The 20227-nt window shown below is 59.6% G+C and carries 21 protein-coding genes; 10 read left to right on the top strand and 11 right to left on the bottom strand.

The genetic code is table 11. The annotated features are described in order from the left end of the window. Nucleotides 1-22: 22 nt before the first annotated feature. Nucleotides 23-781: a Nif3-like dinuclear metal center hexameric protein gene (locus tag ACZ9BE_RS02085; RefSeq protein ID WP_476248856.1), complete on the bottom strand. Its 759-nt coding sequence runs from the start codon at nucleotides 779-781 to the stop codon at nucleotides 23-25. A gap of 104 nt (nucleotides 782-885) precedes the next feature. On the opposite strand from ACZ9BE_RS02085, the gene algW reads away from it, so the two are divergent. The 3 genes from algW to ACZ9BE_RS02070 all read left to right on the top strand — a co-directional run bounded on the left by algW (nucleotide 886) and on the right by ACZ9BE_RS02070 (nucleotide 4969). Continuing rightward, nucleotides 886-2043 carry a Do family serine endopeptidase AlgW gene (algW, locus tag ACZ9BE_RS02080; protein WP_016770590.1) on the top strand — a complete coding sequence of 386 codons (1158 nt, stop codon included), beginning with the start codon at nucleotides 886-888 and terminating at the stop codon, nucleotides 2041-2043. A gap of 88 nt (nucleotides 2044-2131) precedes the next feature. After that, nucleotides 2132-4237: a TonB-dependent siderophore receptor gene (locus ACZ9BE_RS02075; protein ID WP_476248855.1), complete on the top strand. Its 2106-nt coding sequence runs from the start codon at nucleotides 2132-2134 to the stop codon at nucleotides 4235-4237. Nucleotides 4238-4249: 12 nt separating this feature from the next. Next, a complete protein-coding gene (locus tag ACZ9BE_RS02070; protein ID WP_460142728.1) occupies nucleotides 4250-4969 on the top strand; it encodes a DUF4198 domain-containing protein in 720 nt (239 codons plus the stop codon). 1631 nt (nucleotides 4970-6600) lie between these two features. Here ACZ9BE_RS02070 and hisC read toward each other — a convergent pair. From hisC to ACZ9BE_RS02020, 10 genes are all read right to left on the bottom strand, one after another. Beyond that, nucleotides 6601-7653 carry a histidinol-phosphate transaminase gene (hisC, locus tag ACZ9BE_RS02065; protein ID WP_476248854.1) on the bottom strand — a complete coding sequence of 351 codons (1053 nt, stop codon included), beginning with the start codon at nucleotides 7651-7653 and terminating at the stop codon, nucleotides 6601-6603. 3 nt (nucleotides 7654-7656) lie between these two features. Further along, the gene (hisD, locus tag ACZ9BE_RS02060) at nucleotides 7657-8994 is read right to left on the bottom strand and encodes a histidinol dehydrogenase (RefSeq protein ID WP_041477986.1); all 1338 of its coding nucleotides are present in this window, start codon (nucleotides 8992-8994) and stop codon (nucleotides 7657-7659) included. Nucleotides 8995-9120: 126 nt separating this feature from the next. After that, the gene (gene hisG, locus ACZ9BE_RS02055; RefSeq protein WP_016771668.1) at nucleotides 9121-9756 is read right to left on the bottom strand and encodes an ATP phosphoribosyltransferase; all 636 of its coding nucleotides are present in this window, start codon (nucleotides 9754-9756) and stop codon (nucleotides 9121-9123) included. A gap of 128 nt (nucleotides 9757-9884) precedes the next feature. After that, nucleotides 9885-11150, bottom strand: coding sequence for a UDP-N-acetylglucosamine 1-carboxyvinyltransferase (gene murA / locus ACZ9BE_RS02050; protein ID WP_016771669.1), 1266 nt, complete (start codon nucleotides 11148-11150; stop codon nucleotides 9885-9887). A gap of 22 nt (nucleotides 11151-11172) precedes the next feature. Continuing rightward, nucleotides 11173-11412: a BolA family protein gene (locus ACZ9BE_RS02045; RefSeq protein WP_016771670.1), complete on the bottom strand. Its 240-nt coding sequence runs from the start codon at nucleotides 11410-11412 to the stop codon at nucleotides 11173-11175. 115 nt (nucleotides 11413-11527) lie between these two features. After that, nucleotides 11528-11833, bottom strand: a complete 306-nt coding sequence (locus tag ACZ9BE_RS02040; RefSeq protein WP_056782947.1) for an STAS domain-containing protein — start codon at nucleotides 11831-11833, stop codon at nucleotides 11528-11530. Next, the gene (locus ACZ9BE_RS02035; RefSeq protein WP_056782946.1) at nucleotides 11830-12483 is read right to left on the bottom strand and encodes an MlaC/ttg2D family ABC transporter substrate-binding protein; all 654 of its coding nucleotides are present in this window, start codon (nucleotides 12481-12483) and stop codon (nucleotides 11830-11832) included. Before ACZ9BE_RS02035 ends, ACZ9BE_RS02040 begins: the two co-directional genes overlap by 4 nt. An 11-nt stretch (nucleotides 12484-12494) precedes the next feature. Beyond that, a complete protein-coding gene (mlaD, locus tag ACZ9BE_RS02030) occupies nucleotides 12495-12962 on the bottom strand; it encodes an outer membrane lipid asymmetry maintenance protein MlaD (protein ID WP_016771673.1) in 468 nt (155 codons plus the stop codon). Then, entirely contained in the window at nucleotides 12962-13759 is a 798-nt protein-coding gene (mlaE, locus tag ACZ9BE_RS02025; RefSeq protein ID WP_016771674.1) for a lipid asymmetry maintenance ABC transporter permease subunit MlaE, read from the bottom strand. Before mlaE ends, mlaD begins: the two co-directional genes overlap by 1 nt. Next, nucleotides 13759-14568: an ATP-binding cassette domain-containing protein gene (locus tag ACZ9BE_RS02020; RefSeq protein WP_056782943.1), complete on the bottom strand. Its 810-nt coding sequence runs from the start codon at nucleotides 14566-14568 to the stop codon at nucleotides 13759-13761. Before ACZ9BE_RS02020 ends, mlaE begins: the two co-directional genes overlap by 1 nt. Before the next feature lie 272 nt (nucleotides 14569-14840). Between ACZ9BE_RS02020 and ACZ9BE_RS02015 the strand changes: the two genes are divergently transcribed. The 7 genes from ACZ9BE_RS02015 (at nucleotide 14841) to hpf (ending at nucleotide 20216) form a co-directional block, all read left to right on the top strand. Next, entirely contained in the window at nucleotides 14841-15815 is a 975-nt protein-coding gene (locus tag ACZ9BE_RS02015; RefSeq protein WP_024011623.1) for a KpsF/GutQ family sugar-phosphate isomerase, read from the top strand. Further along, nucleotides 15815-16339 (top strand): KdsC family phosphatase, encoded by a 525-nt coding sequence (locus ACZ9BE_RS02010; protein ID WP_016771677.1) that lies wholly within the window; start codon nucleotides 15815-15817, stop codon nucleotides 16337-16339. Before ACZ9BE_RS02015 ends, ACZ9BE_RS02010 begins: the two co-directional genes overlap by 1 nt. A gap of 8 nt (nucleotides 16340-16347) precedes the next feature. Then, the gene (gene lptC / locus ACZ9BE_RS02005; RefSeq protein ID WP_039759708.1) at nucleotides 16348-16920 is read left to right on the top strand and encodes an LPS export ABC transporter periplasmic protein LptC; all 573 of its coding nucleotides are present in this window, start codon (nucleotides 16348-16350) and stop codon (nucleotides 16918-16920) included. Continuing rightward, entirely contained in the window at nucleotides 16907-17452 is a 546-nt protein-coding gene (lptA, locus tag ACZ9BE_RS02000) for a lipopolysaccharide transport periplasmic protein LptA (RefSeq protein WP_016771679.1), read from the top strand. The genes lptC and lptA overlap by 14 nt, the downstream gene beginning before the upstream one ends. Further along, complete coding sequence (gene lptB / locus ACZ9BE_RS01995) at nucleotides 17452-18177, top strand: LPS export ABC transporter ATP-binding protein (RefSeq protein WP_024011621.1); 726 nt, start codon at nucleotides 17452-17454, stop codon at nucleotides 18175-18177. The genes lptA and lptB overlap by 1 nt, the downstream gene beginning before the upstream one ends. 166 nt (nucleotides 18178-18343) lie before the next feature. Continuing rightward, complete coding sequence (locus tag ACZ9BE_RS01990) at nucleotides 18344-19834, top strand: RNA polymerase factor sigma-54 (protein WP_041477979.1); 1491 nt, start codon at nucleotides 18344-18346, stop codon at nucleotides 19832-19834. 73 nt (nucleotides 19835-19907) lie between these two features. Continuing rightward, entirely contained in the window at nucleotides 19908-20216 is a 309-nt protein-coding gene (gene hpf / locus ACZ9BE_RS01985; protein ID WP_007912419.1) for a ribosome hibernation-promoting factor, HPF/YfiA family, read from the top strand. Nucleotides 20217-20227 lie beyond the last annotated feature (11 nt).

Below are 20227 nucleotides of genomic sequence, written 5' to 3'. Positions count from 1 at the left end.
CCCACAGGGGTTTGCGGTGAGTTCAGATCGGGTTGGGGCAATCGATGAAGATGTGCTCAAGGGCAAAGCGCTTCGCCAGATACTCGCCCAGCGCCTGCACGCCATAGCGTTCGGTGGCGTGATGGCCGGCGGCGATGAAGCTGATGTCGTTTTCCCGCGCACTGTGGAAAGTCTGCTCGGAGGCCTCGCCACTGATGAACAGATCGACCCCCGCCGCCACGCCCTGGTCGATATAACCCTGGCCACCGCCGGTGCACCAACCGACGCGGCGGATCATGCCGCTGCCTTCGATCAGCAGCGGCTCGCGGCCCATGACTTCCTGCACCTTGCGCGCGAAATCCCGCGCAGTCATCGGCTCATTCAGCGAACCGACCAGCCCGACGACTTTCGGGTTGCTCGGGTCGAGCGGCCCTTCGACAGTGATGTCGAGCTGACGCGCCAGTTGCACGTTGTTGCCAACGTCCGGGTGCAGATCCAGCGGCAGGTGATAAGCGAGCAGACTGACGTCGTGCTTGAGCAAGGTTTTCAAGCGGCGCTGTTTCATGCCGGTGACGCAGGGGTTTTCGCCTTTCCAGAAATACCCGTGGTGGACCAGGATCAGGTCGGCCTCGGCTTCGACGGCGGCATCCAATAAAGCCTGGCTGGCGGTGACGCCACTGACGATGCGCATCACTTGCGGGCGGCCTTCGACCTGTAATCCGTTGGGGCAATAATCGGCAATTTTCGCACTGCCCAGGTAACGGTCGGCTTCTTCGACGAGGGTGCTGAGGGCAACGGCCATGAAAGACTCCTAAATATCCCGTTCAGAGGCGCGCGCGGCCTCGTATAATGCGCGACATTATGGGCGGTCTGACCTCGCCTGCAACCTTTCCAGGAACGTGCTTAATGCTCAAGGCGCTGCGTTTTTTTGGCTGGCCGCTGTTGGCCGGTGTGCTTATCGCTCTGTTGATTATTCAGCGTTACCCCGAGTGGGTCGGGCTGCCGAGCCTCGACGTCAATCTGCAACAGGCGCCACAGACCACGATCGTGCAACAGGGGCCGGTGTCCTATGCGGATGCGGTGGGCATCGCCGCGCCGTCGGTGGTCAACCTGTACACCACCAAGGTCATCAACAAACCGGCGCATCCCTTGTTCGAGGATCCGCAGTTCCGCCGCTTCTTCGGTGACAATTCGCCGAAACAGAAGCGCATGGAATCGAGCCTCGGTTCCGGGGTAATCATGAGCCCGGAAGGCTACATCCTCACCAACAACCACGTCACCAGCGGCGCCGACCAGATTGTCGTGGCATTGAAGGACGGTCGCGAAACACTCGCACGGGTGATTGGCAGCGATCCTGAGACTGACCTGGCTGTCCTGAAGATCGACCTGAAAAACCTCCCGGCAATCACCGTCGGCCGCTCCGACAGCATTCGCATCGGTGACGTCGCGCTCGCTATCGGCAACCCGTTCGGCGTCGGTCAGACCGTGACCATGGGCATCATCAGCGCCACCGGCCGCAATCAGTTGGGCCTGAACAACTACGAAGACTTCATCCAGACCGATGCGGCGATCAACCCGGGCAACTCCGGCGGTGCGCTGGTCGATGCCAACGGCAACCTCACCGGAATCAACACGGCGATCTTTTCCAAGTCCGGCGGCTCGCAAGGCATCGGATTTGCCATTCCGGTGAAACTGGCGATGGAAGTGATGAAGTCGATCATCGAGCACGGCCAGGTGATTCGTGGCTGGCTGGGCATCGAAGTGCAACCGCTGACTCAGGAACTGGCGGAGTCGTTTGGCTTGTCCGGGCGCCCTGGGATCGTCGTCGCCGGAATCTTCCGTGACGGCCCGGCGCAGAAAGCCGGCCTGCAACTGGGCGATGTGATTCTGAGCATCGATGGCGAGCCCGCCGGCGATGGTCGCCGCTCGATGAACCAGGTGGCGCGGATCAAACCGACCGACAAGGTGACAATTCAGGTCATGCGTAACGGCAAGGAGCTGAAGCTGACGGCTGAAATCGGCCTGCGTCCACCACCGGCACCGGTGAAAGAAAAAGAAGAGTAAAAATGTTTTCGCGCCAACGGCGCGAATAACAGACATTCTCAACGGGCATGTTATATTGTTTCAATTCTCGCAATTGGAACAACATAACATGTCGTCTCGCAAAAAGGCCTCACTGTTGGGCCTGACTCTGGGTTTGCTCTGCGATCCCGCCTTCGCCGATGAGCCGCAGCCCGTTGAGCTGGAAGCCATCAGCGTCACCTCCGACTACGAATCACCCACCGGCCCGGTCAGCGGTTATCGCGCGACTCGCTCGGCCAGTGCGACCAAAACCGACACGGCGATACGCGATATCCCACAAGCCATCAGCGTGGTCCCGGCCAGCGTGCTCTCGGATCTGGGCAGCAGCAGCGTCGAACGTGCGCTGGATTTTGCTGGCGGCGTATCGAAGCAGAACAACTTCGGCGGCCTGACCCTGTACGAATACAGCGTGCGCGGCTTCACCACGTCCGAGTTCTACAAGGACGGTTTCAGCGCCAATCGCGGCTACCCGAGCACGCCAGATGCGGCCAACATCGAGCGCATCGAAGTGCTCAAAGGCCCGGCCGCCAGCCTGTACGGCCGGGGCGATCCCGGCGGTACGGTGAACATCGTCACCAAGAAACCGCAGCCGGAAGCGTTCACCACTCTGCAAACCAGCGCTGGCAGTTGGGACCGCTATCGCACCGCGCTGGACGTCAACACGCCCCTCGATGATCAGGGCGATGTGCTCTCGCGCATCAATCTCGCCGTAGAAGACAACAACAGCTTTCGCGACCACGTCGACAGCCAGAGGGTATTCGTTGCGCCCTCGATCAGTTGGCAGTTGAGCCCGGACACATCGCTGCTGGTGGAGAGCGAAATCGTCCGTCACAACTCGACGTTCGATCGTGGCGTTGTGGCGCCGAACAACAAATGGAGCGGCGTTTCGCGCTCGACGTTCTTGGGCGAGCCCAACGACGGCAACATCGACAACCACAACAACCTGCTCCAGGCCACTCTTGAACACCATCTGAACGACAGCTGGAAACTGCGTCTGGCCAGCCACTACAAGGAAGGCAAGCTCTGGGGCGACGCCACGGAACAACGCGCGCTGAACGCCGACGGCCATACGGTCAACCGCCGCTTGCGCGAACGCGACACGAGTTGGCACGACAGCATCACCCAACTGGAACTGCGCGGTCTGTTCGACCTCGGGCCGTGGCAGCATGAATTGCTGATCGGCACCGAGTACGAGAATTACCGCAAGGACGAACGCGTCACCACCATTGCTGGCGGCCCCTACGCCATCGACATCTATAAGCCGGTCTACGGCCAGCCGAAACCCAACGGCGCACGCTCGGGCACCGACTTCTTCGAACACGTCGAAAGTCATGCGCTGAATCTGCAGGACCAGATCATCTTCACCGACAAGCTGCGCGGCATGCTCGGCGCGCGCTTCGAGCACTTCGATCAGCGCATCGACGATCACAGCCGCAACGCCAAAAGTCAGCAACGCCACGACGCGCTGACTCAACGCGCCGGCCTGCTCTATCAGCTCACGCCGAACACCGGCCTGTTCGCCAACGCCTCGACCTCGTTCAAACCGAACAACGGCCTGGATGCTTCCGGCAAATCCTTCGACCCGGAAGAAGGCGTCGGTTATGAAGTGGGAATCAAGAACGAGCTGTTCGATGAGCGTGTGAGCAGCACCCTCGCCTTCTTCCACATCGACAAGGAAAACGTTCTCGCCCTCGATCCGGGCACCGACACCAGCCGCGCCATGGGCAAGGCGCGCAGTCAGGGCTTCGATTGGCAAGTGAGCGGCCAGGTGACCGACGCGGTGCGGGTCATCGGCGCCTTCGCCTACATCGACGCCGAGGTGACCAAGGGCGACGCGACCATTGCCACAGGCAGCCGCATCCTCGGCGTGGCCAAACGCAGCGGCAGTCTGCTGGGTGTTTATGAATTTCAGGATGGCCGTCTGCGCGGTTCAGACGTCGGCGCAGCGTTCACCTACGTCGGCGATCGCTCGGGCGAATCCGGCAGCGACTTCGAATTGCCGGCCTACCAGACCGTCGACTTGCTCGCGCACTACAAGGCCAGCGACAACGTAACGGTCGGCCTCAACCTGAACAACGTCTTCGACGAGAAATATTACGAGCGCTCCTACAGCAACTACTGGGTCAACCCCGGCGAGCCACGCAATTTCACCGTCAGCCTGACACTCAACCTGTAAAAGGACGTCACCATGCACTACGGCAAATCCCTTCTGCTCATCGCTGCGCTCTTCACCGGGCAAGTGTCGGCCCACGGCCTGTGGACAGAGGAACGACGCGGCAACATCGAAGTGGTCTACGGTCACGGCGCCGAAGACAACGCCTTCAAGGCACAAAAAGTCAGCGGTGCCTGGGCTTATGACGCAAGCGGCAAAATGATCCCGGTCAGCGTCGAGCGCCTGGCCGATCATGCCCGTTTGAAACCATTGAAGCCGCCGGCGCTGATGGCCGTGGCGCTGAATAATGGCATGTGGTCGCAGACGGCGGACAAGAAGTGGATCAACGAAGGACGCAGCAAAGTGCCCGGCGCCACCGAGGCCACGCAGACCTTCAAGTACAGCCTGGCGATCTATCAGCCGGGGGCGAAATTGCCGAAACTGGACCAGATCAAACTGCTGATCCTGCCGGAGGTCGATCCGCTGACGGTCGGGCCGGGCAAATCGTTACCGGTGCGGGTGCTGCTCGATGGCAAACCGGCGGCAGGTGTGAAGTTATATGGCGACTATCGCAGCGCGCCAAACACCCTGAGCACCGAGACCGACAAGGACGGGCGTGCGCAGGTGCTGGTGCGTAATGAAGGGTTGAATGTGATTGCGGCGCAGGTTGAAGTGCCGGTGAAGGACAGTGTGGATGTGGACAGTCGTGGGTTGTTCAGTTCACTGACGTTCCTTGGCGAGCCGCATCACGAATAAAAGCACACCCTCACCCCAGCCCTCTCCCGGCGGGAGAGGGAGCCGACCGAGTTGTCTTGCGGGATACATCGACCTGAAAGACCGAGTTGATTATGGATTCAATACAAATCGTTCAAGTCGGTGAACCTCTGCAATATTCCCCATTCAGCCCCCTCTCCCTCTGGGAGAGGGGGCCGACCGAGTTGTCTTGCGGGATACATCGACCTGAAAGACCGAGTTGATTATGGATTCAATACAAATCGTTCAAGTCGGTGAACCTCTGCAATATTCCCCATTCAGTCCCCTCTCCCTCTGGGAGAGGGGGCCGACCGAGTTGTCTTGCGGGATACATCGACCTGAAAGACCGAGTTGATTATGGATTCAATACAAATCGTTCAAGTCGGTGAACCTCTGCAATATTCCCCGTTCAGTCCCCTCTCCCTCTGGGAGAGGGGGCCGACCGAGTTGTCTTGCGGGATACATCGACCTGAAAGACCGAGTTGATTATGGATTCAATACAAATCGTTCAAGTCGGTGAACCTCTGCAATATTCCCATTCAGTCCCCTCTCACTCTGGGAGAGGGGGCCGACCGAGTTGTCTTGCGGGATACATCGACCTGAAAGACCGAGTTGATTATGGATTCAATACAAATCGTTCAAGTCGGTGAACCTCTGCAATATTCCCCATTCAGTCCCCTCTCCCTCTGGGAGAGGGGGCCGACCGAGTTGTCTTGCGGGATACATCGACCTGAAAGACCGAGTTGATTATGGATTCAATACAAATCGTTCAAGTCGGTGAACCTCTGCAATATTCCCCGTTCAGTCCCCTCTCCCTCTGGGAGAGGGGGCCGACCGAGTTGTCTTGCGGGATACATTGACCTGAAAGACCGAGTTGATTATGGATTCAATACAAATCGTTCAAGTCGGTGAACCTCTGCAATATTCCCCATTCAGTCCCCTCTCCCTCTGGGAGAGGGGGCCGACCGAGTTGTCTTGCGGGATACATCGACCTGAAAGACCGAGTTGATTATGGATTCAATACAAATCGTTCAAGTCGGTGAACCTCTGCAATATTCCCCATTCAGTCCCCTCTCCCTCTGGGAGAGGGGGCCGACCGAGTTGTCTTGCGGGATACATCGACCTGAAAGACCGAGTTGATTATGGATTCAATACAAATCGTTCAAGTCGGTGAACCTCTGCAATATTCCCCATTCAGTCCCCTCTCCCTCTGGGAGAGGGGGCCGACCGAGTTGTCTTGCGGGATACATCGACCTGAAAGACCGAGTTGATTATGGATTCAATACAAATCGTTCAAGTCGGTGAACCTCTGCAATATTCCCATTCAGTCCCCTCTCCCTCTGGGAGAGGGAGCCGACCGAGTTGTCTTGCGGGATACATCGACCTGAAAGACCGAGTTGATTATGGATTCAATACAAATCGTTCAAGTCGGTGAACCTCTGCAATATTCCCCATTCAGTCCCCTCTCCCTCTGGGAGAGGGGGCCGATCGAGTTGTCTTGCGGGATACATCGACCTGAAAACCGAGTTGATTATGGATTCAATACAAATCGTTCAAGTCGGTGAACCTCTGCAATATTCCCCATTCAGTCCCCTCTCCCTCTGGGAGAGGGCTAGGGTGAGGGGCTTTTGCTTTTAGAGGTCGCCAAGGCCGTCGATCAACGCCTGATTCTGCTCCGGCGTACCCACCGATATCCGCAAGAACTGCGCAATCCGTTCCTGCTTGAAGTGCCGCACGATCACGCCCTGCTCGCGCAGCTTGGCCGCCAGGCCCGCCGCATCATGCTGCGGGTGGCGAGCGAAGATGAAGTTGGCCGCCGACGGCAGCACTTCAAAGCCTTTAGCCTGCAACTGCGCCACCACCCATTCGCGGCTCTCGATCACCTGACGACAGGTCTTGTCGAAATACTCGCGATCTGCAAACGCCGCCGCCGCGCCGACAATCGCCAGACGATCCAGTGGATAGGAGTTGAAGCTGTTCTTGATCCGCTCCAACGCCTCGATCAGATCCGGGTGCCCTACCGCCAGACCGACACGCAGGCCGGCCAGCGAGCGTGACTTGGACAGCGTCTGCGTCACCAGCAGATTCGGATAGCGGTCCACCAGACTGATCGCCGTCTCGCCACCGAAGTCGATGTACGCCTCATCCACGACTACAACCGAATCTGGACTGGCCTTGAGGATTTGCTCGACGGCGTCCAGCGCCAGCTGGCATCCGGTCGGGGCGTTCGGGTTGGGGAAAATGATCCCGCCATTCGGTTTGGCGTAGTCGGCCGGGTTGATCTGGAATTGCGCATCCAGCGGCACCGCATCGAATTCAATGCCGTACAGACCGCAGTAGACCGGATAGAAGCTGTAGCTGATGTCCGGGAACAGCAGCGGCTGATCGTGTTGCAGCAGACCGTGGAAGATGTGCGCGAGCACTTCGTCCGAACCGTTGCCAAGGAACACCTGACTGGTTTGCACGCCGTAATATTCGGCCACGGCGTTTTTCAGCAGATCACTGTTCGGGTCCGGGTACAGGCGCAGGTTGTCGTTGAGCTCGGTTTGCATCGCCGCCAGCGCTTTTGGCGACGGGCCATACGGATTTTCGTTGGTATTGAGCTTGACCAGTTTGGTCAGCTTCGGCTGTTCGCCCGGCACGTAGGGCACCAGATCCTTGACGAACGGGCTCCAGAATTTACTCATCGCTCAGTTCCCCTGCCCTTTCAGAAAGTCTTGGTCTTTGATGCGGTATTCGGCGCTGCGCGCGTGGGCGCTCAGCGATTCACCACGGGCCAGTACCGATGCAGTTTTGCCCAGTTCGGAAGCGCCGGCCTCGGAGCAGAAGATGATCGACGAGCGCTTTTGGAAGTCGTAGACACCCAGCGGCGAGGAGAACCGCGCGGTGCCGGAAGTCGGCAACACGTGGTTCGGACCGGCGCAGTAATCGCCCAACGCTTCGGAAGTGTGGCGGCCCATGAAGATCGCACCGGCGTGGCGGATCTGCGGCAGCCAGGCTTGTGGATCAGCGACCGACAACTCCAGGTGTTCCGGGGCGATACGGTTGGCGACTTCGATGGCCTGGGCCATGTCAGTGACCTGGATCAGCGCACCACGGCCATTGATCGAAGTTTCGATGATGGTCGCGCGGTCCATGGTCGGCAGCAGTTTGTCGATGCTTGCGGCTACCTTGTCGAGGAACTCGGCGTCGGGGCTGACCAGAATCGCTTGCGCGTCTTCGTCGTGCTCGGCCTGGGAGAAGAGGTCCATGGCGATCCAGTCCGGATCGGTCTGGCCGTCGCAGACAACAAGAATTTCCGAAGGGCCGGCAATCATGTCGATGCCGACCTGGCCGAACACATGGCGCTTGGCGGTGGCGACATAGATATTGCCCGGGCCGACAACCTTGTCGACACGCGGCACGCTTTCGGTGCCATAAGCCAGTGCGGCAACCGCTTGCGCGCCGCCGATGGTGAACACGCGGTCGACACCGGCGATGCAGGCAGCGGCCAGCACCAGCTCGTTGATTTCACCGCGCGGGGTCGGCACGACCATGACCACTTCGGTCACGCCGGCGACCTTGGCCGGAATCGCGTTCATCAATACCGACGACGGATACGAGGCCTTGCCGCCCGGCACGTAAAGGCCTGCGCGATCCAGTGGCGTGACTTTCTGGCCGAGCACCGTGCCGTCAGCCTCGGTGTAGCTCCAGGAATCCTGCTTCTGTTTTTCGTGATAGCTGCGCACGCGGGCGGCGGCTTTTTCCAAGGCCTCGCGTTGCGGCACGGTGATGCGGGTCAGGGCCAGTTCGAGACGCTCGCGCGGCAGGATCAGGTCGGCCATCGAGGCGACTTCAAGACCGTCGAACTTCTGGGTGAACTCGACCAGCGCCGCGTCACCGCGCTCGCGCACAGCCTTGATGATGTCCAGCACGCGCTGATTGACCGAGTCATCAGACACACTTTCCCAGCTCAGCAGATGATCCAGATGATGCGCGAAATCCGGGTCAGCAGCGTTGAGTCGGCGAATTGCAGTCGGTGCGGTCATAGCGAGAGCCTCATAGGAATTGGCAAAAAACTCAGGCGCCCGAAACTAGCATTCGATCCGCTTGGGCACCTGAGAATTCTGGCTATGAGGCGGATAGACGGCGCGGCCTCGGGCCGCGCTGGTAGATCAGCCGCGGTGTCGCGATTCCACTGCGTTGCGCAGGGTGTCGATCAACGCCTGGATTCGGGCGTGCTGCATTTTCATTGAAGCCTTGTTGACCACCAGACGCGAGCTGATCGTGGCGATCAGTTCCTGTGGCTCCAGGCCGTTGGCGCGCAGGGTGTTGCCGGTGTCGACCACGTCGATGATCTTGTCGGCCAGCCCGATCAGCGGCGCCAGTTCCATCGAGCCGTACAGCTTGATGATGTCGACCTGACGGCCCTGCTCGGCGTAATAACGCTTGGCAACGTTGACGAACTTGGTCGCCACGCGCAGACGGCCCTTGGGCTCGGCCGCGCCGATCTTGCCGGCAGTCATCAGCTTGCACTGGGCGATCTGCAGGTCCAGCGGCTCGTACAGGCCCTGGCCGCTGTATTCCATCAGCACGTCCTTACCGGCGACGCCGAGGTCGGCCGCGCCATGCTCGACATAGGTCGGCACGTCGGTGGCACGCACGATCAGCAGACGCACGTCGTCCTGGGTCGTGGGAATGATCAGCTTGCGGCTCTTGTCCGGATTCTCGGTCGGCACGATGCCCGCTTCAGCGAGAAGCGGCAGAGTGTCGTCAAGGATGCGGCCCTTGGACAGTGCGATGGTCAACATGGGAAACGTCAGTCCTTATCAAGGTACTCATGCCCGGTCGCAATCGGCGCCGGACACACATCGAGGGTGCGTACACCCTAGACTCGAAACGAATTCAGTGGACACGTCCCTGTGTCCCGATGCAGCGATCAGCCCGGAACGCGACGGATCTTGGCACCCAGCATTTGCAGTTTTTCTTCGATGCACTCGTAACCACGGTCTATGTGGTAGATGCGGTCGATCAGCGTGTCGCCTTCGGCAACCAGCGCCGAGATCACCAGACTGGCCGATGCGCGCAGGTCGGTGGCCATGACTGGCGCGCCCTTGAGCTTCTCGATACCGGTGACGATGGCAGTGTTGCCTTCAACCTGGATATGCGCGCCCATGCGGTGCAGCTCGTACACGTGCATGAAACGATTTTCGAAGATCGTCTCGATCACCGCACCAGTACCTTCGGCAATGGCGTTGAGCGAGATGAACTGGGCCTGCATGTCGGTCGGGAACGCCGGGTACGGCGCGGTGCGCACGTTGACCGCCTTCGGGCGCTTGCCGTGCATGTTCAGCTCGATCCAGTCTTCACCGCAGGTGATTTCCGCACCGGCTTCACGGAGCTTTTCCAGTACCGCTTCGAGAATGGTCGGATCGGTGTCCTTGACCTTGACGCGGCCACCGGTCACGGCAGCAGCGACCAGATAGGTGCCGGTTTCGATACGGTCAGGCATGACTTTGTAGAAAGCCGAACCCAGCCGCTCGACGCCATCGATGGTGATGGTGTCGGTGCCGGCGCCGGAAACCTTGGCGCCCATGGCATTGAGGAAGTTCGCCAGGTCGACTACTTCAGGCTCGCGCGCGGCGTTCTGCAACACGCTGCGGCCCTTGGCCAGAGCAGCGGCCATCATGATGTTCTCGGTACCGGTCACGCTGACGGTGTCGAAGAAGAAGTGCGCGCCGCGCAAACCACCTTCAGGTGCCTTGGCCTTGATGTAGCCGCCTTCGACGTCGATGACCGCGCCCATGGCTTCCAGACCGCGGATGTGCAGGTCGACCGGACGCGAACCGATGGCGCAACCGCCAGGCAGTGCGACTTCGGCTTCACCGAAACGCGCGACCATCGGGCCGAGCACAAGGATCGACGCACGCATGGTTTTCACCAGTTCGTACGGCGCGATCAGGGTCTTGATGGTGCGCGGGTCGATTTCGACGCTGAGCTTCTCGTCGATTACCGGCTCAATGCCCATGCGCCCGAACAGCTCGATCATGGTGGTGATGTCGTGCAGGTGCGGCAGGTTGCCAACGGTGACCGGGCCATCGCACAGCAAGGTCGCGGCCAGAATCGGCAGGGCGGAGTTCTTCGCGCCGGAAATGCGGATCTCGCCATCAAGACGAGCGCCACCGGTAATAATCAATTTATCCATTAGTATCTCGACGCCCTAGGGCTCAGGTGCGCTCGGCCCAGGCCGCGCGGCTGAAAAATTTCATAGTGACCGCATGGATGCTGCCATCGGTGATCCATGGGTTCAAATGGGCATAGACCTGCTGCTGACGCTTCACCGGGCTCAACGCCGCCAGTTCATCGCTAATCACGTTCAGCTGGAAGTTGCAGCCTTCGCCCTCAACTTCTACCAGCGTTCCTGGCAGCTTTCCTTCAAGGAAGCTCTTCACTTCTACGGCCTGCATGCTCAACCTCAATCGGCGCCCTGTGCGCACGGGTCGGACATCATACAAAAAAGCCCCGCGCCTGCGAACCCCGCAACGCAGGACTCTGACGGGGGGCTTCTTTGTAGATGATGGTTCAGGGTTGCGCCAACAGCTCGGTCAGTTCACTGACCTGAGCGATTTCGCGCATGTCTTCAGGCATCGCACGGATGCTGACGGCCTTGCCGGCCGCCTGGGCATCGCGCATGAAGCACAGCAGCAACGACAGGCCGACGCTGCTGGACTTCTGCACCGCCGAACAATCGATGACCAGCGCCGACGCCTTGCTCGACTTGATCAGCGCCTGCCCTTCCTTGCGCAGCTCAGGCCCGGTGCGGTAATCCAGCACGCCGCTGAGCACCAGCTCGTCGACATCACTCATACGAACTGCCGCCTCACTCATTGCGCTGGCTTCGCGGCGGCTTTGTCGGTTTCCTGCTTGGCCTTGGCCACTTCACCGGCCCAGCCATCGATGGTCTTGTCCAGATCGTTGCCATTGCGTTGCATGGCGTCGGCGAACTGGTCACGGAACAGCTTGCCGATGTTGATGCCGTTGATGATCACGTTGCGCAGCTTCCACTCGCCGCTGATCTTCTCAAGCGTGTACTGCACCGGATAGATCGCGCCATTGCTGCCCTTGACGGTCATGTTGACGCTGGTGCGGTCGCCCGATTCGTCTTTGGCCGGGTCAACCGTGATGCCCTGGTTGTTGTATTCCAGCAGAGCGTTGCCATAGAACTGGAACAGACCGCGCTTGAAGTTTTCCTGAAAGCGCTGCATCTGCTCAGGCGTGGCCTTGCGCGAATACTTCACGGTCATGATGCTTTTGGAGATGCCCTCGGCATCCACCACTGGCCCCACAATGTTGTTGAGCGCCGCATAGAAATCCTGCGGATCCTGCTTGTACTTCTCTTTGTTTGCCTGCAAGTCGGCAAGCATCCGGTTCGTGGTGTCCTGAATCAGGTCATGAGCCGATTGCCCCGGTGCAGCGTTAGCCATCAACGGCAGGGCCGCGAGCAACACCAACAGGCCACGTCGCAAGATAGAGATCATTCAAAAGCTCCTCATTTGGCGTCTTTGCTAACGGTATTGAGCAGGAATTTACCGATCAGGTCTTCCAGTACCAGTGACGACTGCGTGTCGTGGATGGTTCCACCGTCTTTCAACTGGGTGTCTTCACCGCCGACGCTGATACCGATGTATTTCTCGCCCAGCAGACCCGCGGTGAGGATAGATGCAGTCGAATCGACCGGCAGGTTGTCGACCTTTTTATCCACTTGCAGCGTGACCCGACCGGTGAAGCTGTCGCGATCCAGATCGATTGCGGTGACCTTGCCGATGGTCACACCGGCCATGGTCACTTTGGCTCTGACCGTCAGACCGGCGATATTGTCGAAATACGCATACAACTTGTAAGTGTCGGTGGACGAAGTCGGAGACAGGCCGCTGACGCGCAAGGCGAGCAGCAGCAAAGCCAGGATCCCTGCCAGCAGGAACAGGCCGACACCGATTTCCAGGGTGCGGTTTTGCATCAGAAATCTCCAAACATCAAAGCGGTCAGAATAAAGTCCAGACCGAGCACTGCCAGCGAGGCAAACACCACGGTCTTGGTGGTGGCACGACTGATTCCCTCGGAAGTGGGTTCACAGTCATAGCCTTGGAATACGGCGATCCAGGTCACGACAAAGGCGAAAACGACACTCTTGATCACGCCATTGAGCACATCACTGGTGAAGTTCACGCTGTTCTGCATGTTCGCCCAGTACGAGCCTTCATAAACGCCCAGCCAGTCGACTGCGACCCACGAACCGCCCCAGATGCCGACGACGCTGAAAATCATCGCCAGCACCGGCAGGGAAATGAAGCCGGCCCACAGGCGCGGGGCAATGATGTACTTGAGCGGATCGACACCGATCATTTCCAGGCTGGACAGCTGCTCGGTGGATTTCATGTTGCCGATCTCTGCGGTCAACGCCGAACCGGCCCGCCCGGCAAACAGCAACGCCGTGACCACCGGCCCCAGTTCACGCAGCAGCGTCAGGGCGACCATCTGCCCTACAGCCTGCTCTGAACCATAGCTGGAAAGAATGCTGAAGCCCTGCAGCGCGAGGACCATGCCGATGAAAATGCCGGAGACCACGATGATCACCAGCGACATGACGCCGACCGAATGCAGCTGCTTGACCAACAGGCCGAAACCACCGCTGATACCGCCACGGCCCAGCAGGGCGTGAAACAGAAACAGGGTCGCCCGACCAAACACCGCGACCGCGTCGATCGCCGATTCGCCGAACCGACGCACGCGTTCCATCAATGAAATTCTGCGCATCAACGCTTCCCCAGAAGATCTGCGCGGTAATCCGTCGCTGGAAAGTGATACGGCACCGGGCCATCGGGATCACCGGTCATGAACTGACGGATACGCGGGTCATCCGAATTCATCAGCTCATCCGGCGTGCCCTGCCCCAGCACCTGACCATCGCCCACGACATAGATGTAGTCGGCAATGCTCGCGGTTTCCGCCAGGTCGTGCGAGACCACGATGCTGGTGATTCCCAGTGCATCGTTGAGCAGGCGGATCAGGCGCACCAGCACGCCCATGGCGATCGGGTCTTGGCCCACGAAGGGCTCGTCGTACATGAGAATCTGCGGATCGAGGGCAATCGCCCGGGCCAGCGCCACGCGGCGCTTCATGCCGCCGGACAGTTCGTCCGGCATCAGGTCGATGGCGCCACGCAGCCCCACGGCCTGCAATTTCAGCAGGACGATGTCGCGAATCATGTCTTCCGGCAGTTGCGTGTGCACCCGCAGCGGAAAGGCCACGTTCTCGAACACATCGAGGTCGGTGAACAGCGCACCGCTCTGAAACAGCACGCCCATGTGCTTGCGCGCATCGAACAGATCACTGCGCGACAGCGTCGGCAGGTTCTGCCCGTTGACCCAGACTTCGCCGCCGGACGGCCGCAACTGCGCGCCCATCAGGCGCAGCAGCGTGGTCTTGCCGCAGCCGGAAGGCCCCATGATGCCGGTGACCTTGCCGCGCGGGATGCGGATATCGACGTTATTGAAAATGCTCCGCGCACCGCGCTTGAAGGAGACTCCCTTCAGCTCGACCGCGTAGGCGTTATCGGCACTCATCTAAACTCCTTGCGATGCAGCCTCTCACTGGGATGCCAGACTTTCCTCGGAAACACCTGCATCCCGGGCAGGCCGAACTGGCGGCGAACTATATCACTGCAAAGGCTGAGCGCCCAAGCGAGAACCCGGCCAAGATCGCCGACTGAAGAGGGCCTGAGCGACTTTCAGAGGGTTTTGGTAACCAGTAATGACAAAGCACGTCGAACTTGCGTGAGGCTTTGCCACATACCCGCTATAATCGCCGCCTTTTCATCGGCCCATACGATTCTGACATGAGCAAAACCCGCGACCTGATTCAATCGGCACAACGCACCATCCGCCTCGAAGTGGAAGCCGTCCAAGGCTTGATGGCCCATATCGACGCCGATTTCGTACGCGCTTGCGAGATGATTCTGGCCAGCAAGGGCCGTGTGGTCGTAGTCGGCATGGGCAAATCCGGGCACATCGGCAACAAGATCGCCGCCACCCTGGCCAGCACCGGCACTCCGGCGTTTTTTGTGCATCCGGCCGAAGCCAGCCACGGCGACATGGGCATGATCACCCGCGACGATGTGATTCTGGCCCTGTCGAACTCCGGCTCGACCAACGAAATCGTAACGCTGCTGCCATTGATCAAACGCCTGGGTATCCAGCTGATCAGCGTCACCGGCAATCCACAGTCGCCATTGGCGAAGGCTGCCGAGGTCAATCTCAATGTGCATGTCGAGCACGAAGCCTGCCCGCTGAATCTGGCACCGACCTCTTCGACCACGGCCGCGCTGGTCATGGGCGACGCCCTGGCCGTGGCCCTGCTGGAAGCGCGTGGTTTCACCGCTGAAGATTTCGCGTTCTCGCATCCGGGCGGTGCCCTTGGCCGTCGCCTGCTGCTGAAAGTCGAAAACGTCATGCACGCCGGACAGGAGCTGCCGCAGGTACAACGCGGTACCCTGCTCAAGGACGCGCTGATGGAAATGACCCGCAAGGGTCTGGGCATGACCGCTATTATTGAGGCCGATGGCAAGCTCGCCGGGATCTTCACCGACGGTGATTTGCGCCGCACGCTGGATCGCGCCATCGACATCCGCAGCGCCACCATCGACCAGGTGATGACTGCACACGGCAAGACCGCCCGGCCCGACATGCTCGCCGCCGAAGCCCTGAAAATCATGGAAGACCATCGAATCAACGCCCTGGTAGTCGTCGACGAGGAGGATCGCCCGATCGGCGCCTTCAACCTCTCCGATCTGCTGCGCGCAGGAGTCATGTAATGAGCAACGATCTGCTGCAACGCGGCAAAGCGATCAAACTGGCAGTGTTCGACGTCGACGGGGTGCTCACCGACGGGCGCCTGTACTTCCTCGAAGACGGCAGCGAGTTCAAGACCTTCAACACGCTCGACGGCCAGGGCATCAAGATGTTGATGAATGCCGGCGTGCAGACGGCGATCATCAGTGGTCGCAAGACCCCGGTGGTCGAGCGCCGCGCGAAAAACCTCGGCATCCCGCATCTGTTTCAGGGGCGCGAGGACAAACTGGTGGTACTCGACGGTCTGCTCGCGCAACTGGGCCTAAGCTATGAAGAAGTCGCCTATCTCGGTGACGATCTGCCAGACTTGCCGGTGATCCGCCGTGTAGGGCTGGGCATGGCGGTGGCCAACGCTGCCGATTTCGTCCGCGAACACGCCCACGGCGTTACCCGCGCCCGTGGCGGCGAAGGTGCCGCCCGCGAATTCTGCGAATTGATCCTGCGCGCCCAGGGCCGCCTCGAAGCGGCCAACGCCGCGTACCTGTGAGCCTGACCATGTTTAGCAAAAAGTTTCGCAATTTCCTGCTGTTCGGCTGCATCGCGGCGATTTTCGCTGCGGTGGGCTACTGGAACATCAGCCCTGAGCGCTTCCTCGACAAGCCGCCGGTCTCGGCCGCCGAGAATCCGATCGACTGGTACGCGACCAACACGCACACCATTCAGTACCTGCCCGACGGCAAGGTGCAGTACGAGATGACCTCCGACAAGGCCGAGCACGTCAAGGCCACCGATGTCACTCTGGTAACCAAGCCTGACTTGAACATGTATCGCGGCACCGACTTCCCGTGGCACGTGACCAGCGAGCGCGGCGAAGTTAATTCGGGCGGCACCGAAGTTGAATTGATCGATTCGGTCCGCGTACAGCGCACCGACGAGAAAAAGCGCGGCACCCTGATCACCAGCACCCGCATGACCGTGTTCCCGCAGCAAGAATATGCGCAGACCGCGCAACCCGTTAGAATCGAGGGCGCTGGCGGCGTATCGACTGGCGTCGGAATGAAAGCGTACCTGAAGGACAGCAGGATACACCTGCAATCGAACGTAAGAGGACAGTATGAGGCTCGTTAAAACCCTCCCTATTTTGCTCAGTCTGGGCGCAGCACTGGGAAGCGCGAGCGCCTGGTCCCTGCCGAACGATCAGCAGCAGCCTATCCGCATTCAGGCCGACGACGCCCAACTGGACGACAAGAATGGCATCGCCACCTATAAAGGTGACGTGATCATTACCCAGGGCTCGATGATCGTTAAAGGCAACACCGTGACCATGACGCGCGCGCCCAATGGCGACATCGACGTGGTGACCTCGGTAGGCAACCTGGCTTACTTCGAGCAGTTGCAGACCCAGGGCGACGCCAACCCGGTCAAGGGCTACGGCGTGACGATTCAATACCACGCCCAGCAGAACCGGGTGGTGCTGATCGACAAGGCCAAGGTTATCGACAAGGATAACAACGTCACCCAGGGCGAAAAAATCGTCTACGACACCGTGAAGAAGCTGGCCAGCGCCGGTCGCGCCACGGGCAGCAAGGTCACCGAATCGCGTCCGCGCATCGACATGGTGATCCAGCCGAAGAAGAAAACCGAAGAGAAATCCCAGTAATGGCAACTCTGAAAGCTCAGCACCTGGCCAAGGCCTATAAAAGCCGCCAGGTCGTGCGTGACGTCAGCCTGTCGATCGACAGCGGGCAGATCGTCGGCTTGCTCGGTCCGAACGGCGCCGGCAAGACTACGTGCTTCTACATGATCGTTGGCCTGGTGCAGGCAGATCAGGGCCGTGTGCTGATCGATGATCTGGACGTCAGCCACCAGCCGATGCACGGCCGCGCCAAGGCCGGTATCGGCTATCTGCCGCAAGAAGCGTCGATCTTCCGTAAACTGTCGGTCGCCGACAACATCATGGCGATCCTCGAGACCCGCCCGGAGCTGGACAAGGCCGGTCGTCGCAAGGAGCTGGAAAGCCTGCTGCAGGAATTCCACATCAGCCACATCCGCGACAACCTCGGCATGAGCCTGTCCGGCGGTGAGCGTCGCCGGGTGGAAATCGCTCGCGCCCTGGCCACTGCACCCAAGTTCATCCTGCTCGACGAACCGTTCGCCGGTGTCGACCCGATCTCGGTCGGCGACATCAAGCAGATCATCCATCACCTCAAGGCCAAGGGCATCGGTGTGCTGATCACCGACCACAACGTGCGTGAGACGCTGGATATCTGCGAAACCGCTTACATCGTCAACGACGGTCAACTGATCGCTGAAGGCGATGCCGAGACCATCCTGGCCAACGATCTGGTCAAGGAAGTGTATCTGGGTCACGAGTTCCGCCTGTAAGCGCGACAGCGCTGTATCGATTCAAGGCGCATTTATCCGCTTTAATTGTTACAGCGCTCTAGGCAAACACTTCAGTTTCAGGCATATAATTTGCTTAAGTTTGGCGCTTCGGCGCCCTGTAGTGGATGGCGCAAAGCGCCGGCGAATAAGGTGTTAAGCCCCTGCCATGAAACCATCGCTAGTCTTGAGAATGGGCCAGCAGCTGACGATGACACCGCAGCTGCAACAGGCCATCCGCCTGCTCCAATTGTCGACCCTGGACCTGCAACAGGAGATCCAGGAGGCTCTGGAATCCAATCCGATGCTCGAGCGCCAGGAAGAAGGCGACGACTTCGACAACGCCGATCCGCTGGCCGACAACGCCGAACAGAAGCCCGCCGAAATCCAGGAACCCTCCTACCAGGAAACCGCCCCGACGGTGGATAACCTCGAGGATGGCGATTGGAACGAGCGCATCCCCAACGAACTGCCAGTGGATACTGCCTGGGAAGACGTCTACCAGACCAGCGCCAGCAGCCTGCCCAGCAGCGATGACGATGAGTGGGATTTCACCACTCGCACGTCGGCCGGCGAGAGCCTGCAGAGTCATCTGCTCTGGCAACTGAACCTGGCACCGATGTCCGACACCGATCGCCTGATCGCCGTGACCCTGATCGACTGCATCAACAATCAGGGCTATCTGGACGAAACACTCGAAGAAATTCTTGAAGCGTTCGACCCTGAACTGGACATCGAGCTCGACGAAATCGAAGCCGTCCTGCATCGCATCCAGCAATTCGAGCCCGCCGGTATCGGCGCCCGCAACCTCAGCGAATGCCTGCTGCTGCAATTGCGCCAGCTGCCCGCGAAGACGCCGTGGCTGACCGAGGCCAAGCGTCTGGTCGCCGATTACATCGACCTGCTCGGCAGCCGCGATTACAGCCAGTTGATGCGGCGCATGAAGCTCAAGGAAGACGAGCTGCGCCAGGTCATCGAACTGGTGCAGAGCCTCAATCCGCGTCCCGGCTCACAGATCGAGTCGACCGAAGCCGAATACGTCATTCCCGACGTGATCGTGCGCAAGGACAACGAGCGCTGGCTGGTCGAGCTGAACCAGGAATCGGTGCCTCGCCTGCGCGTCAACGCCCAGTACGCCGGTTTCGTGAAGCGTGCCGACACCAGCGCCGACAACACTTTCATGCGCAACCAGTTGCAGGAGGCCCGCTGGTTCATCAAGAGCCTGCAGAGCCGCAACGAAACCCTGATGAAAGTGGCCACGCAGATCGTCGAACATCAGCGCGGCTTCCTCGAATACGGCGACGAAGCAATGAAGCCGTTGGTATTGCATGACATCGCCGAAGCGGTCGGCATGCACGAATCGACGATTTCCCGGGTGACCACACAAAAATTCATGCATACCCCGCGCGGTATTTATGAGCTGAAATACTTTTTCTCCAGCCACGTCAGCACCTCCGAAGGCGGCGAATGCTCGTCCACGGCGATCCGCGCGATCATCAAGAAACTGGTCGCTGCGGAAAATCAGAAAAAGCCGTTGAGTGACAGCAAGATCGCTGGTTTACTGGAGGCACAAGGCATTCAGGTGGCTCGCCGCACCGTCGCCAAGTACCGCGAATCCCTCGGAATCGCGCCTTCGAGCGAACGCAAGCGGTTGATGTAAGCCACGTTACAGCGTTCCAGTGGCAGGCTTTTCGGCCTGCCGCTTTATGCACTGGCAACGAAGGAGAAGCTGTATGCAAGTCAACATCAGTGGACACCAACTGGAAGTGACCCAACCTCTGCGTTCCTACATCGAGGAAAAACTCCAGCGACTGGAGCGACATTTCGACAAGATCACCAACGTGCAGGTCACGATGTGCGTCGAAAAGCTGAAACAGAAGATCGAAGCCACCTTGCATATTCCCGGCAGTGAAGTGGTCGCAAACGCAGAAGATACCGACATGTACGCTGCGATCGACTCACTTACCGACAAGCTGGATCGCCAACTCAAAAAGCATAAGGAAAAGACCCAGAGCCTCCTCCAGGGCGCGACCGGTCGTTAACACCCCTATCC

It is taken from the genome of Pseudomonas sp. TE9122, from assembly GCF_056278925.1.
This window is presented reverse-complemented; position numbering and strand designations above follow the sequence as displayed.